Here is a 13686-nt window from a genome sequence, read left to right on the forward strand (position 1 = left end):
CCGTCGTCGTCCGTCAGTGGCGCTTCTGGGAAAGCTGGAACGCGTCCGCCGCGATGCGGGTGGCGGCCGTCCTGGTTGCCTGGGCGAGCAGGTCGGTGCGGATCGCGCCGCCGTCCGCGAGGTGGCGGTCGTACGGCAGGACATGGACGCTCGTCCCGATGGACCGGAGCGTGCGCACCGCCTCGTCGGTGTCGATGCCCGAGTGTGGGGCCTGCTCGGTGAGGACCACGACGGTGCCGCCGATCACGTGTGGGGGCAGGCCCTGCATCCACTGGAGCACCGCGTGTGTGCTGGCGACGCCGTCGAGGGTCGCGGGGGTGGTCAGGACGCAGGCCTGAGAGGCGGTCAGTGCGACGCGGGCCACTTCCGCGGGGAGTGTCTCGCAGTCGACGACCGTGACGCCGAAATAGCGACGCAGGGCGACCATGACGCGTTCGTAGGAGCGGAAGTCCAGCATGGCGCCGATCTGGCCTTGGCTGCCGGGCAGCAGCCAGGCCATGTCGCGGAGCTGGACAAGGTAGCCGGTGATGTCGAGCAGCGACATCTGCGGTTGGACGATGTCGGCGACGTCCCCGGTGGTCCAGCGCAGTGACTCGGCACCGAGACGGATGGGCAGTGAGCCGAGGGCGGGGTCGGCCTCGACGAAGAGGACGGGGTCCTGGCGGTAGTGGGCGTACGTGGTGCCCAGCAGGGCCGCGACGGTGGACTTGCCCGCGCCGCCGCGGATGGAGGTGACGGCGATCTGACGGCCGGTGGTCACCGGCTGTTGGAGCGATTCGGCGATGCGGGAGACCTCGGCAACCTCGCGGGCGACGGATGAGGATACGGTTCGCCAGATCGCGCGGGCGGCCCGGGCCGTGAAAGGTTCGCCGTTGCGGGGCTTGCGACTCGCTCCGGCGAGGCTCGGATCGACCGCGGGGCGGGAGTCAGGGGTACGGGTCGTCCGGGCGGCGGCGCGGACGGGGCCGTTTGCCGGGGCATGGCTCTGCGGCTGTCGGGCGGCAGACGGGACCTGGGAAGCGGGGTGCGGGTCCGGGACCTGTGGGGCGACGGGCAGCGCGGGATCCTGACCCGGGCCGGCGGGCACGGGCGGGGTAGCTCCCTGCCCGGCGGACCCGGGCCCGTCCTGCGGGGCCGGCTGCCGGCCGCCGCCCCTCAGGTCCCGCAGGACGTCACCCTGCCAGTTGTCTGCGTTTGACATGTCCCCTGCCCTCTTCTTCCGGCCTGTCTGCTCTTCCGGCCTGTCCGCCCCGCGCGGAGCACCTGCGCGTGGACCTCAGAATTTGTCGAGCAACTGCCCGTAGATACCGAACACCCCGACGGCCAGCGGGAACAACCCCACCACCCCGACGGACTCGACGAAGTCGGCCATGCGCCGCAGCCGTACCTGTACGTGGTCCGGCGGCTGCATCGCGAGCCCGAGCAGCGGCAGCAGGGCGGCCACGCACAACACCACGAGGGCTCCCGCGCCGCCGCTGTGTCCGATCCACAGCATCACGAGGCGTACGAGAAGCAACCCCGCCGCGGCGATCAGCGCCACGACCTCCGCGACCAGCGGGAAGGCCCGCGCCCTCGACAGGAGCACCACGGCGACGAGCGACGGCAACACCACGGTCCACACGCTCGGCTCACCGGTCAGCGTCAGCAACCAGCCGGCCGCCACGGCGGAGACGGCCGTGGCGATCGTGGCGAGGGCAAGGCCCCGGTGCGTGGCGGCGAGCGCGTTGCCCACCTGGTGCCGGCTCACGGAGGTACCGCCGGAGCGCCGGTCGTCGAGCGCTGTCAGCCCCGAGGCCATCAGCGCGAGCCGGGGCAGCAGGCCGAGCAGGAGAACGGAGAACATGGCCATGACCGCGCCGAGTCGGGCCGGGTCGTCCTGAACGGATGCGACCACCTCCCACGCGGCGGTGATCGTGGCGATGGCGGCGGCGCCCATGAATCCGCCGCGACCGAGCGGGGAGAACCACCCGAGCATGACGAAGGTCAGGACGAGCGAGGCCGCGACGGCTGCCAGTCGTGCGATCCCCGCCCACTGGTAGGCGTCGGCGGCCGTCCACGCGGTGAGGATGCCGAGTCCTCCGGACGCGAGCAGGAGAGCCGTGGCAAGGCCCCGGTTTCCGTTCCCGACGCGGGCCCCGAGGGCGCCGGCGGCGAGCAGGAGGACGGTGACAACGAGCAGGGCGCCGGCCAGGGCGTCGAGTGCGAACTCGCGGCGGGCGAGCAGCGCGGCGGTCACCGCGAAGGCGACGGTCGCCACTCCCGCGCTGCCCCTGCGGGCTGCGGGGCGCCAGCGCCAGGCCTGGAGGTCGAGATCGTCGGCCACCAGGTCGACGACATCGTGAACGACGGGGGCGGGCGGTGCGGAGTGGGTCCTGACCAGCCGCAGGACCGCGCCGTCGGCTATGCCGGCGCCGGCCAGCGTGCTGTCCTGCGGCAGCGCCGAACCGTCCGACGTCACCAACTGGCGTGTCATGGGCCGCGATGCGGCACGGTCGTCGAGCAACTGCAGGATGTCCGGAAGCAGCTGCCCTATGGGGGTGTCCGAGGGGAGGACCATGTCGGCCCGGCGTCGCTCGCCGACCAGGGTCACCCGGGACAGTTGCGCTCGGGAAGTCGTTGCTGTGCTCACCACTTGCGGGAACCTATCATCGCGGCGTTGCGGCCCTTCAGGGTCAAGGTTTCTACGAATGGGTCGGCCTGGGCGACTTCGTCGCTGACGGCGACGTGCGGGCCTCGGACGGGCAGGGGACTTCGACGGAGTGTGCCGACCTGGCCGGTTCCCGGCCTACGAGGGTGTCGTGGACGGCGGCCCGAACGCGGGCCTGGAGGGATGCCCGGACGCCGCCTTGGACGCCGTCTTCGACGGGGCCGACACCTGCGAGGGGGTCGGAGTCACCGACGGCTGCACGAAGCCCTGTTGTTGCTGATTCTGTTGTTGCTGTTCGGCCTTCTGCTTCGCCAACGTGGCCTGGATGAAGGACCATCCGACGCATCCCGCGCACAGGACGGCCGCGATGGCCATCCCCGCGAACACTTTCCCGAGCCGTTCGTCCGCAGTGCGTCGTGCCCGCCCCGCCCCGAAAAGCAGCGCGTCGCGCATCCTGCGACGGCGTACCGCCACCGACTCCAGCAGCTGACTGTCGTAGTCCCGTGCCATGTGTCGTCCGTCGCCTCCCCCGTGTTTTTACCTGTGCAACATAGAACATCCGTCCCGTTCGGGCACCCCTCTGGGGACTCCGCGCGTCGCGGTCCGGGTCACGGCCCCCTCCAGCTGACACAGCCGTGGCCGCCAGGCCCTCACCATCGGCCGGGCCGAACCAGGAGGTGTGGACCCGCCGCACCGTGCCACATCGTGCCAGTCGGAGCGGTGAACAGCGGTCTCGAACGGCGAGGGCAAGGTAACTCGAAAGCGTTGTCAGATCGCCGTTTCTGCGATTCAGAGGGGTCTCGGCAGCCTGGAGCCAGGGGATTCCCAAGCTCAGAGCGCGAGTTCGATTCTCGTCACCCGCTCCACGACAAACCCCCAGGTCAACGACTTGGGAGTTGTTTGTTGTCTAGTCCAATTCGGGGACCACGCACCACTTGTGCACCACATCCGGCGGCCAATTGGTGCAACGACGCGAGTCTCGGATACCTGCCGAATCTTCATTCGGGCCCGGCGCAGCCCTTCCGCACCACTTGCCTCGTCGGCCACGTCATGCCGTTCTCCCCCGCGCACGCGGGCGTCGAGCCCGGCCACGACCTCCTTCTGCCGCTCCAGCGTCGAGTGTTGGTAGATCAGGGCCGCCTTTCCCGAGGACTGGCCGGCGCGGACCATGGCGTCCTTCGGCGTGCCGCCCGACTGGGTGACGACGGTGTTCCCGGTGTGGCGGAGGCCGTGGAAGCGGAAGCCCTCAGGCAGGCCGAGTTCGCGCGGGCATTCCTCCCCTTCGTCCGGCAGTTCCGCCCCGCTGAGCTCGATCTGTCGGCCGGCTTCGCTCTGGCCAGGGCTCTCCGCTACCGTTCGGCGGCCTGTCTCCTGAGGCAACACACCGCAGTCTCATGCTCCGTGCCGGAGATGCCGAGGAGACCCATGCCGAGAACAAGGTCCGTCGCCGGTTCCGGGTCCTGGATCGGGGCCCCGACCGACAACGTGACGGCCCACCTCTTGCGCGGCCGGGGCCGCTTCGTGATCACGCTGCGGTTCCGGCGTGGGGAACACCTGACCAAGCACCCCAGGGGCGCGGGCCAGGATTTCGTGGCGGAGATGCCGGCCGTGGATTTCGTTGGGCTTTTCGATGACCTCGCAGCCGTCCTCGACGGCGATCAGAACCAGGGCCGCCCATGACCAGCCAACAGAGCCGTAGAGGCCTTGATCCTCGACGCGCAGCGGCTCGGACGTCTGAAATCACCGTTTCTCCTGCGGGTACAGATACGGATGCTCCCCGCACCAAGTACCGGCGCCGAACATCAGCACCCGGAAGTCGCGGCCATTCAGGCCCGTCCGCTACTGAACGTGAACTCCTGATGTCGGTTGAATCGTGGCGAGGTCCTGATTCGAGAGAGCTGGACGCCGCCCTTCCGTGATCACGGGGGCGGCTGAGCCACCGACATATGCGGCCTGCTCACAGGTGGGCGTCCAGGAACTCCCCGAGCGCTGTCCTGGACATCGGACCGCTCCTGTCCGCCACCGGCTCGCCCCGATCGATCAGCACGAAAGAGGGCGCGCCGGTGACGCCGTAGCGCCGTACGGGGCCGGGGCACCTTGCGATGTCGGCCCGCACGACGATCAGTCGGCCCTCGTAGGCGTCGGCCACCTCCCGCACCAGGGGATCCATTTCCTTGCATGCTGCCGCGGCCTTGGGCCACACCCCGTGGAAGTACGCGAGCACCGGCACGTCCACCCTCGCCAGGATGAACTCGAACTCTGCTTCCTCATGGGGTTGTTGGACCCTGTTTGCCATCGGCACTCCTTGACGTTCCACTCGATGCGAGGCAGTGGGTGCCTCCTTGTGTCTCCGCCCACTGACGTCCGTACCGCCCGTCAGTGGGCCTTGCGCGCTCGGGCGGCTTTGCGGGCCTCCGCCATTGTGCGCGCCTCCGCGGCCTTGCGGGATTCCTTCGGCGGGCGGCCCGCGCGGGTACCCAGCCCCCGGAACGCCGCGTTGCCGGTCTTCGCCCCGTCCTGCACCGGCGGGCGCTTCGCGCCTGTGATGCTGGTCAGCCTCTCCTCGCCGGAGCGAACCTGAGCGACCGTGGGCCGGATCCCGGCGTCCGACATCATCCGGTTCACGTCCCGGCGCTGGCCGGGCATGACCAGCGTGACCACGCTGCCGGACTCCCCGGCACGCGCGGTGCGTCCGCCGCGGTGGAGGTAGTCCTTGGGGTCGGAGGGCGGATAGTCACCGAGCGTAGCCCGAGCGCCTCCGCGCAGGGAGCCAGCGCCTCGCTCACCTGCTGCGCGAGTTCCCTTGTCGGCACCAGGACCAGCGCGAGAGGGCGCTTCGGTTCGGCGCGCCGACCCGCCGTACGTGCGAGGAGCGCAAGCCCGAAGGCGAGGGTCTTTCCCGAGCCGGTCCGCGCACGGCCGAGGACGTCCCGGCCGGCCGGCGCACTCGGCAGGGTGGCCGCCTGGATCGGGAATGGCTCCTGCATCCCGAGCCCCGCCGGCACCCCCATCAGCTCGACCGGCAGTTCCAGCTCCGCGAAGGACCCGGCCGGCGGAAGGCCGGGCGCCGGTGTCCCCGGCACCGAGAACTCGCCCCGCGGGGCCCTCCCCCGGTCGGACCTGCCAGGTCCGGAGCGACCGGAGGCCGGCTGCTTCGCCTTCATTGGGGGTACCTCGTTTCGGCGCCCTGAACGGACCTGGGCCCGTACCTTGTCCGGCACGGGCCCAAGCTCTCTGCAAGCGTGGCCCGATCTTACCAGCGCGGGCCTCGCGCCAGCCGTCGCGCGGCCCGGCCGGGCACCCGCCCCGGGGGATCGTCACGCGCTGAAGGCCGGTAAGCCCCTCGGCATCCGGGATGCTCCTGCCGAGCGGTACAAGGGTTCCTGCCGTAAGGTGGCCGGGCGCCGGACGCGAGGGGCCCGCGGCTGGAGACCGTGGCTAGAACGGTCGGGGCGCGGGCGATCGGTGAGTTCGGGATCGATGTCTCGCGCTTGCACTGATACGTGACCAGCATGTCCGTGCACGGCGCATACTCGGCCGAAGGCCAGGACGCCGATTTACGAGTGAGAGCGTGATGGGCCCCTGCTGACGTCCCTCGACGTCGCCGCGCCCGTCCCCCACCGATGAATCCGCAGATCACTTCACATCATTCCGGGAGTACCCATGACCGTGAGCAAGAACATCAACAACCCTGTGGGCATGGGCGGCGGCCAGCGCAAGAGGCTGTCCCGCGCCGAACGGCAGAACAATGGCCCGCACCGCAACCTCGACCGCAAGGGCGCCGCTGACCGAAAGGCGGAGCTGGTGCGCAAGATCCGCGAGAAGGCAGGCGCGGCCGAGGGCGCCGAGCAGACGGGCGACGATACCGCACAGAGCTGACGCACCACTGTCGCAGGGCGGCACGGGGCAGGGCCAGGGCCGCGACGCACGGTCCGGGCCCCGCTGCCGCCCCCGGGGTCTGCGGCCGCACCGGGGGTCTGCGGCCGTACCGAACGCGGCCGCTCCCGCCCAGCTCTCGGCCGACCACCAGCATCTCAGCCGCCACCCGAGGTGGGCGTGCCACTACGTGCCAGTCAGGACGGTGAACAGCGGTCAGCAGGAGCCCGAACGAGGCCACTGCGGCCCGCTCCCAGGGACGCGTTTCCCCAGGTCAGAGGCGGGCAAGCTTAGGCAGTACTGGGTGATTCCCAAGCTCAGAGCGCGAGTTCGATTCTCGTCACCCGCTCCACGACTAAGGCTCAGGTCATCGACCGGGGCCTTTCTTGTTGCCTGGACCATTTCGGGGCCGCCGTGCCCTCCGCGTGCCCCATCTGCCGGCGGAGTCAGCACCTCGGTGCACTTGTGTGACGGCTCGGGCCGCTACGGGAGGACGAGCCCCGGCAGAACGTGGTGACTTGAGTCACCCGCCAGGCTGGCGCGACATCGGGCGAAGAGCATGCCCTCCGCCCGATGTTCAAGACACGGCGGGTTCATAGCGTGTCGGCCGACGCGAGGGCACTTCTGAGCCAGACACCGTCATTTCCCAGTGGAGTCAGCACGACGTGACACAGGGTGGGACCTCACAAGCAGCTTCCTCGGGGGAGGTGACGGATGCCACTGATGTCATGGAGGGCCGCGGCGCCCGCCGGGGCCAGCCCGAATGGCCCCGGGCCGCAGGAGCAGGAAGCCGCACCGGAAGTACCGGTCGACAGCGCGACTGGGAGGCCGATCGCCTACGTCGCCGGACGAGGCGTCACCCGAAGTGAGTACGCCCATCGGGACATGGTGCCAAGGACGAACTCGGTGATCCGAGGAATGGCCGGTTCCGTACATGAGCGAGTCAACCGGATTGGGCAGGCACGGGACTGGCTCGGACGATGGCAGGACAAGATCCAGGGACGGCCCCAACGCCCCATTCGTTCTCTGGATGAATACACCGGCGAGTCCCTCGCACAGTGGGCCCTGACGAACGTTCTGTACGCGCGAAAGCGTCCAGTACCGTCCTTCGGATTCGGGCTGACACCTGTGCTCACGCACAGCGTTGCCGCACGACGACAGCGCAGACTTCGGGGCGCTTTGTTGATAGCGATGCTGCTCTGGCTGGGGGCCGCTCATCTGCAAGGTTTGGCCGCGCTCGTCGTCACCGTTCTGCTGTGGCAGTTTTCCGTAGGCCGCCCTGGCCAGGTGATCGGGCGGTGGGGTTTCAGCGCACTGCTACCCGCTGCGCTGCTAGCCGCCGCGCTGTTCGGCCTCTGGACTCTCGTCAGACCACGCCTGTCGGTGCTGCGCGATGCGGCATTGGACGGGCTCCTTGTCGCGCCGCACCTATTGATCGCTATCACCGCGGTGTACCTGCTGGATCGCTGGGCGTGCCACGCCTACCTGCAGTCGCTGCGTCCCAGCCGCGTGAATATCGCCGAGCGTCCCTTCGCAGCACCGTTCGCGGCAAAGCGAATCGACGGCTGCAAGGTCACCGAGCAGTGGCAGAGCATCGCATATCGCAAGGAAGGTGGGGTGCACCGTTTCGTCGGAGCCGGGCTCGACTCGCGGGCGAGCGGCGCCACTCGTATCCAGCTCACCACGTCCCGCACCGACGAGGACGACGAGGACAACCGGCCATTGGCGCCTTTTGATATCGCCGGCCTCGAAGGGAGCCAGAAGTTCGAGGCGGACGAGCTGCTCGACAAGGTACGGGACGAGTTGGAAGAGCTTCGTGGAGCTCTCATCGAGACCCATGCCCTGCCGAACTGCGACGTCGCGGAGTTCCTTGGGGTTCCCGAGGGGCGATGGAAGAGTTTGAGCCAGAACAGTGGAGGGGGCGGTAAGTCCGAGTGGCCAGAGGCTACCGAGATGTGTACCGAAGCCCGGGACGCGCCCACCGGTCACTTCTCCCGCAGGTACCTCGCCGCGCAAGTCGTCGCCTGGGATGGCCAGATCGTCGTCACCGTGTTTGCGCACGCCGCACTTGAAGGCAACACCCTGCACTTCGTCACCCGTCCGCATGTCTTGGCGCCGCTGCTTCCCTCGGCAAACATGGCCCCCGCCAAGGGCTGGGACCTCGCCCGGAAGCTGGCCGAAACACCGCTCCACGCATGTGGCGACACCGTAGCGCTCGCTGCACGGGCCTACATCGCTGTCGGACGCAGCCTCGGCCTATTGGCAACAGTCACCATGGCCGCTGCCGCTGTGCGCCAGAAACACGACGGCCTGCCGGTGAGCCTGAGAGAGCACTGCAGTCGAGTGGCAACTGAGGACATGCACCAGACCGAGGACGTCCAGCGCTACGTGTCGATCCTGCAATCGCGCATGTTCAGCACGGTGAGCGCCTTTCTTGCGGACCACGGTCTGGCGACTGGCGAGTTCAAGCGCCAGGCCATCGCCATCACCCAGAACTTCATCAGCGGCGACAACAACCAGGTCAACACCGGCAACATGGCCGGCGGCATGCAACAAGGCCACACACCTGGCGGTCCGGCGAACTGAACCAAGAAGGCAGGTTGATCATGAGAATTGGACGAGCAAATTCCGGCGGTGGGACCCACATCACCGGCAGCGGCAACCAGGTCAACACCGGCAAAGTAGGCGGCGATATGCGCCAGGTCCAAGTCTCGGGCGCGGCAGCGAACGACCCCCGGCTATTGGCCGCGCAGAACAGCCTCGCTGAACTGGCGGCCGCGCTCGATGCGCACGCTGACGAGGTGTACAGCATCGACAGTTGCCGCAAGGCCGTCGCGAGGATCGACGAGGAGTTGCGCGAGCCCACACCGGACGGCGGGCGCCGTCTCACCGAGACCCTGGAAACGCTGGGCCTCGCCATCGGTTCTGCTGCGTCCCTGGCCTCGCTCACCGCAACACTCAGAAGCGCGATCGAGGCGCTCCTCAGCTGAGGCACCGGCTCGCCCGTTCTTGGAACGAGACAGCCGGCCGGATCCGAAGACCACGGCCGACGTGGGCAGAGCGGGGTCGACCCTGCCCACGTCCGCCTATTTCTCTCGGGCGGCTGAGCGGGTTCCCGCCGTCTTCCGACGTCCCTCCTGGACCAAGGCGTCGATGCCTGCCGCCACCTCCCGCTGCTGCTCGCCGTCGGGCTGCTGGCAGATCAACGCTGCCTTCTCCGAGGACTGGCCGGCGCGGACGATCGTGTCCTTGAGCGTGGCACCGGACTGGGGGGACAGGGTGTGGCGCAGGTCGTAGAAGCGGATCAGCTCGTCATCGGTCGCCGTCTCCATGATGGCCCTGAGGAGACAGTAGGACTAGGGGCCTGCGATACGGCTCTTCCGTACATCTGGGGCCACGATGGTGCCCGGCCCGGTCGCTGCGGGCACAACCTCGCCGGCCGGTATGCGGCCTGCTCACAGGTGGGCGTCCAGGAACTCCCCGAGCGCGGTCCTGGACATCGGACCGCTCCCGGCCGCCACCGGCTCGCCCCGATCGATCAGCACGAAGGAGGGCGCGCCGGTGACGCCGTACCGCCGTACGGGGCCGGGGCACCTTGCGATGTCGGCCCGCACGACGATCAGTCGGCCCTCGTAGGTGTCGGCCACCTCCCGCACCAGGGGATCCATTTCCTTGCATGCGGCCGCGGCCTTGGGCCACACACCGTGGAAGTACGCGAACACCGGCACGTCCGCCCTCGCCAGGATGAACTCGAACTCGGCTTCCTCATGGGGTTGTTGGACTCTGTTCACCATCGGCACTCCTTGACGCTCCACTCGATGCGAGGCAGTGGGTGCCTCCTTCTGTTTCCCGACCGCGGCGGCCGTACCGCCCGTCAGTGGGCCCTGCGCGCTCGGGCGGCTTTGCGGGCCTCCGCCATCGTGCGCGCCTCCGCGGCCTTGCGGGATTCCTTCGGCGGGCGGCCCGCGCGGGTACCCAGCCCCCGGAACGCCGCGTTGCCGGTCTACGCCCCGTCCTGCACCGGCGGGCGCTTCGCGCCTGTGATGCTGGTCAGCCTCTCCTCGCCGGAGTGAATCTGCGCGACCGTGGGCCGGATCCCGGCGTCCGACATCATCCGGTTCACGTACCGGCGCTGGCAAGGCGTGACCGTGCTGCCGGACTCACCGGCACGCGCGGGCCGGCCGCCGCGGTGGAGGTAGTCCTTGGGGTCGGAGGGCGGATAGTCACCGAGCGTAGCCCGAGCGCCTCCGCGTGGGAGCCAGCGCCTCGCTCACCTGCTGCGCGAGTTCCCTGGTCGGCACCGGGACCAGCGCGAGAGGGCGCTTCGGTTCGGCGCGCCGGCCCGCCGTACGTGCGAGGAGCGCAAGCCCGAAGGCGAGGGTCTTTCCCGAGCCGGTCCGCGCACGGCCGAGGACATCTGGGCCGGCCGGCGCGCTCGGCAGGGTGGCCGCCTGGATCGGGAAAGGCTCCCGTATCCCGAGCCTCGCCAGCACCCCCATCAGCTCGACCGGCAGTTCCAGCTCCGCGAAGGACCCGGCCGGCGGAAGGCCGGGCGCCGGTGTCCCCGACACCGAGAGCTCGCCCCGCGGGGCCCTCCCCTGGTCCGACCTGCCAGGTCCGGAGCGACCGGAGGCCGGCTGCTTCGCCTTCATTGGGGGTTCCTCGTTTCGGCGCCCTGAGCGGACCTGGGCCCGTACCTTGTCCGGCACGGGCCCAAGCTCTCTGCAAGCGTGAGCCGATTTTACCAGCGCGGGCCTCGCGCCAGCCGTCGCGTGGCCCGGCCGGGCACCCGCCCCGGGGGATGGTCACGCGCCGAAGGCCGGTAAGCCCCTCGACATCCGGGATGCCCTTGCCGAGCGGTACAAGAGTTCCTGCCGTAGGTGGCCGGGCGCCGGACGCGATTGCCCCGCGGCTGGAGACCATGGCGGGCACGGTCGGGGCGCGGGCGATCGGGGAATGCAGGATCGGTGTCTCGCGCTTGCACTGATACGTGACCAGCATGTCCGCGCACGGCGCATACTCGGCCGAAGGGCAGGACGCCGATTTACGAGTGAGAGCGTGATGGGCCCCTGCTGACGTCCCTCGACGTCGCCGCGTCCGTCCCCCCACCGATGAATCCGCAGATCACTTCACATCATTCCGGGAGTACCTATGACCGTGAGCAAGAACATCAACAACCCTGTGGGCATGGGCGGCGGCCAGCGCAAGAGGCTGTCCCGCGCCGAACGGCAGAACAATGGCCCGCACCGCAACCTCGACCGCAAGGGCGCCGCCGACCGGAAGGCGGAGCTGGTGCGCAAGATCCGCGAGAAGGCCGGCGCGGCCGAGGGCGCCGGGCAGACCGGCGACGACACCGCACAGAGCTGACGCACCACTGTCGCAGGGCGGCACGGGGCAGGGCCAGGGCCGCGACGCACGGTCCGGGCCTCGCTGCCGCACCGGGGGTCTGCGGCCGTACCGAATGCGGCCGCTCCCGGTCAGCTCTCGGCCGAACACCAACGTTTCCCCAGGTCAGATGCGGGCAAGCGGACGCAGTGCTGGGTGATTCCCAAGCTCAGAGAGCGAGTTGATTCTCGTCACCCGCTCCACGACGAAGACCCAGCCACGGCTTGGCGCGACTGGTGCAACGTCATAGAGCCTCCCTGCTCCGACGCGAGCACAGCGCTGGAGACCGGCCTCACTGTGCGCAGGTTCGCGTGAGCCGACTTGGCTGGCACTTCCCGGCAACCAGCAGCGGACAGAGGAACGACAGCGCACCCAGAGGGGGAAGGCGGCGCTCTGGCAGGCCGCGGCTACCAGGAACACGGATGCGGGGACGCCCAGTTGTTGTGGCAGCCCCCGGGCAGTACGGCCGGGTGCGATTCCCGCCGCGCCAAGCGCTGCCACGGTCGACGCCGAACCGCTTCGAAGCGTGCCGAGGGCAGCCACACCCTGCGCCGCCGCACCGCGCCCCGCTCCTCCTCACGCTCGGCCGCCAAGGCCCCGAGAGCCCGATGACCAGCCGGAGTTCGCAAAGGCATCGGCGGAGAACGGGAGAGGGACAGAGAGCGGAGCCAGGACCGGGCTCGTGAAGCACTCGTGAATACCCTGTGGAGCCGATGTCGGTGGTGCCGCCTATGCTGCACCGACGATCACGCGGTTCAGGGGAGGACGCGGCATGTTCGACAGGCTGTTTGGTAGGGGTGGGGAGAGAACGGCTGCGGATCCGCACGCCCTTCCCGTCCCACGCAGGGGGAAGAACGGGATGTACCGGCTGCGCGCCCTCGGGGACAAGCGGGTGCTCGCGCTGGTGGAGTCGGCAGACGCGGGTGACTGGCAGGCCGTCAAGGCGGGGCTGGCGCCCTTCGATCTCGGCCGCGACCATCACGTCCTGGATCAGCTCGCCGACTGGTCCGGCGTGGAGGAATGGATCGGCCGGGCCGTCGAGGAGGACAAGGAGCACCGGGCGACGGCCCTGCTGATATCCGGGGCCCGCCACGTCGCATGGGGCTGGGAGGCGCGCACCGCCAAGCGCGCCAAGTACGTCACGCAGGAGCAGTGGCGGGTCTTTCACGAGCGGCTGCACATCGCCGAGGAGCAGTTGTTCGAGGCCGCCGAGTTGCGGCCGGAGTGGGTGACGCCGTGGCGGCGCCTTCTCACCTCCGGCCGCGGCATGTCGCTGGGCCTCGCCGTCAACGAGACCCGGCTCGACGCCGCGCTGCGCCGCGACCCGCTGGACCTGGAGACCCACATCGACTGGGTGGCGCAGTTGCAGCCCCGCTGGGGCGGCGAGCCGGGCCAGGCCCTGGCGTTCGCCCGCGACGCGCTCGCCCGCGCCCCGCAGGGGCACCGGCTCGGCTGCGTGATCGCCCTGGCGCACATCGATGAATGGGTGGAGTCGGACAGCGGAGACTGCCTCGAAACCCCGGAGATTCAGGCCGAGTTGCGGGCCGCGGCCGACCACAGCATCCTGCACCCCGCTTACGTGCGGCAGCCGGGCTGGCAGCACGACTTCAACGTGTTCGCCATGGCCCTGTCGCTGGCCGACGAGCGTCACACGGTCCGGCGCGTCTTCAAGGCGCTCGACGGTGCCTACTCGCGCTGGCCCTGGAACTACTTCGCGGAGCCCGAGGAGCAGTTCGCCCGCCGCAGCCGTGTCTGAGCCGTACGCCGAACGCCGTTCC

Annotated in this window: 12 protein-coding genes and 3 pseudogenes; 6 read left to right on the forward strand and 9 right to left on the reverse strand. The window is 69.6% G+C overall.

Features of this window, described 5'->3' with window-relative positions; all coding sequences use genetic code 11:
* Nucleotides 1–13: 13 nt before the first annotated feature.
* The 4 genes from ACIP6N_RS10330 to ACIP6N_RS10345 form a co-directional block, all read right to left on the reverse strand.
* Nucleotides 14–1201, reverse strand: a complete 1188-nt coding sequence (locus ACIP6N_RS10330) for a MinD/ParA family protein (RefSeq protein ID WP_401814472.1) — start codon at nt 1199–1201, stop codon at nt 14–16.
* A gap of 75 nt (nt 1202–1276) precedes the next feature.
* A complete protein-coding gene (eccD, locus tag ACIP6N_RS10335; RefSeq protein ID WP_401814473.1) occupies nt 1277–2632 on the reverse strand; it encodes a type VII secretion integral membrane protein EccD in 1356 nt (451 codons plus the stop codon).
* Between the two features lie 153 nt (nt 2633–2785).
* Nucleotides 2786–3157, reverse strand: coding sequence for a hypothetical protein (locus ACIP6N_RS10340; protein WP_401814474.1), 372 nt, complete (start codon nt 3155–3157; stop codon nt 2786–2788).
* Nucleotides 3158–3478: 321 nt separating this feature from the next.
* Nucleotides 3479–4030 (reverse strand): hypothetical protein, encoded by a 552-nt coding sequence (locus tag ACIP6N_RS10345; protein WP_401814475.1) that lies wholly within the window; start codon nt 4028–4030, stop codon nt 3479–3481.
* Between the two features lie 42 nt (nt 4031–4072).
* On the opposite strand from ACIP6N_RS10345, the gene ACIP6N_RS10350 reads away from it, so the two are divergent.
* On the forward strand, nt 4073–4327 hold the full coding sequence (locus ACIP6N_RS10350) for a hypothetical protein (RefSeq protein WP_401814476.1): 255 nt from the start codon (nt 4073–4075) through the stop codon (nt 4325–4327).
* Between the two features lie 277 nt (nt 4328–4604).
* Here the strand turns inward: ACIP6N_RS10350 and ACIP6N_RS10355 are convergent, their stop codons facing one another.
* A complete protein-coding gene (locus tag ACIP6N_RS10355; RefSeq protein ID WP_401814478.1) occupies nt 4605–4943 on the reverse strand; it encodes a thioredoxin family protein in 339 nt (112 codons plus the stop codon).
* An 80-nt stretch (nt 4944–5023) separates the two neighbouring features.
* Nucleotides 5024–5811, reverse strand: a pseudogene (locus ACIP6N_RS10360) (DEAD/DEAH box helicase).
* 499 nt (nt 5812–6310) lie between these two features.
* On the opposite strand from ACIP6N_RS10360, the gene ACIP6N_RS10365 reads away from it, so the two are divergent.
* The 3 genes from ACIP6N_RS10365 to ACIP6N_RS10375 all read left to right on the forward strand — a co-directional run bounded on the left by ACIP6N_RS10365 (nt 6311) and on the right by ACIP6N_RS10375 (nt 9513).
* Complete coding sequence (locus ACIP6N_RS10365; RefSeq protein ID WP_401814479.1) at nt 6311–6526, forward strand: DUF6243 family protein; 216 nt, start codon at nt 6311–6313, stop codon at nt 6524–6526.
* Between the two features lie 1188 nt (nt 6527–7714).
* A complete protein-coding gene (locus ACIP6N_RS10370) occupies nt 7715–9109 on the forward strand; it encodes a hypothetical protein (RefSeq protein WP_401814480.1) in 1395 nt (464 codons plus the stop codon).
* A gap of 20 nt (nt 9110–9129) precedes the next feature.
* The gene (locus ACIP6N_RS10375) at nt 9130–9513 is read left to right on the forward strand and encodes a hypothetical protein (RefSeq protein ID WP_401814482.1); all 384 of its coding nucleotides are present in this window, start codon (nt 9130–9132) and stop codon (nt 9511–9513) included.
* Nucleotides 9514–9609: 96 nt separating this feature from the next.
* On the opposite strand, the pseudogene ACIP6N_RS10380 reads toward ACIP6N_RS10375, so the two are convergent.
* The 3 genes and pseudogenes from ACIP6N_RS10380 to ACIP6N_RS10390 all read right to left on the reverse strand — a co-directional run.
* A pseudogene (locus ACIP6N_RS10380) lies at nt 9610–9834 on the reverse strand (site-specific integrase); the annotation flags it as partial.
* Nucleotides 9835–9978: 144 nt separating this feature from the next.
* Complete coding sequence (locus tag ACIP6N_RS10385; protein WP_401814483.1) at nt 9979–10317, reverse strand: thioredoxin family protein; 339 nt, start codon at nt 10315–10317, stop codon at nt 9979–9981.
* An 80-nt stretch (nt 10318–10397) separates the two neighbouring features.
* A pseudogene (locus ACIP6N_RS10390) lies at nt 10398–11022 on the reverse strand (DEAD/DEAH box helicase).
* A 652-nt stretch (nt 11023–11674) separates the two neighbouring features.
* Here ACIP6N_RS10390 and ACIP6N_RS10395 point away from each other — a divergent pair.
* Nucleotides 11675–11890, forward strand: a complete 216-nt coding sequence (locus tag ACIP6N_RS10395) for a DUF6243 family protein (protein WP_066943173.1) — start codon at nt 11675–11677, stop codon at nt 11888–11890.
* Nucleotides 11891–12680: 790 nt separating this feature from the next.
* Entirely contained in the window at nt 12681–13664 is a 984-nt protein-coding gene (locus ACIP6N_RS10400) for a hypothetical protein (RefSeq protein WP_401814485.1), read from the forward strand.
* Nucleotides 13665–13686 lie beyond the last annotated feature (22 nt).

This window comes from Streptomyces sp. NPDC088725, assembly GCF_044751305.1.
Lineage (GTDB): Bacteria > Actinomycetota > Actinomycetes > Streptomycetales > Streptomycetaceae > Streptomyces.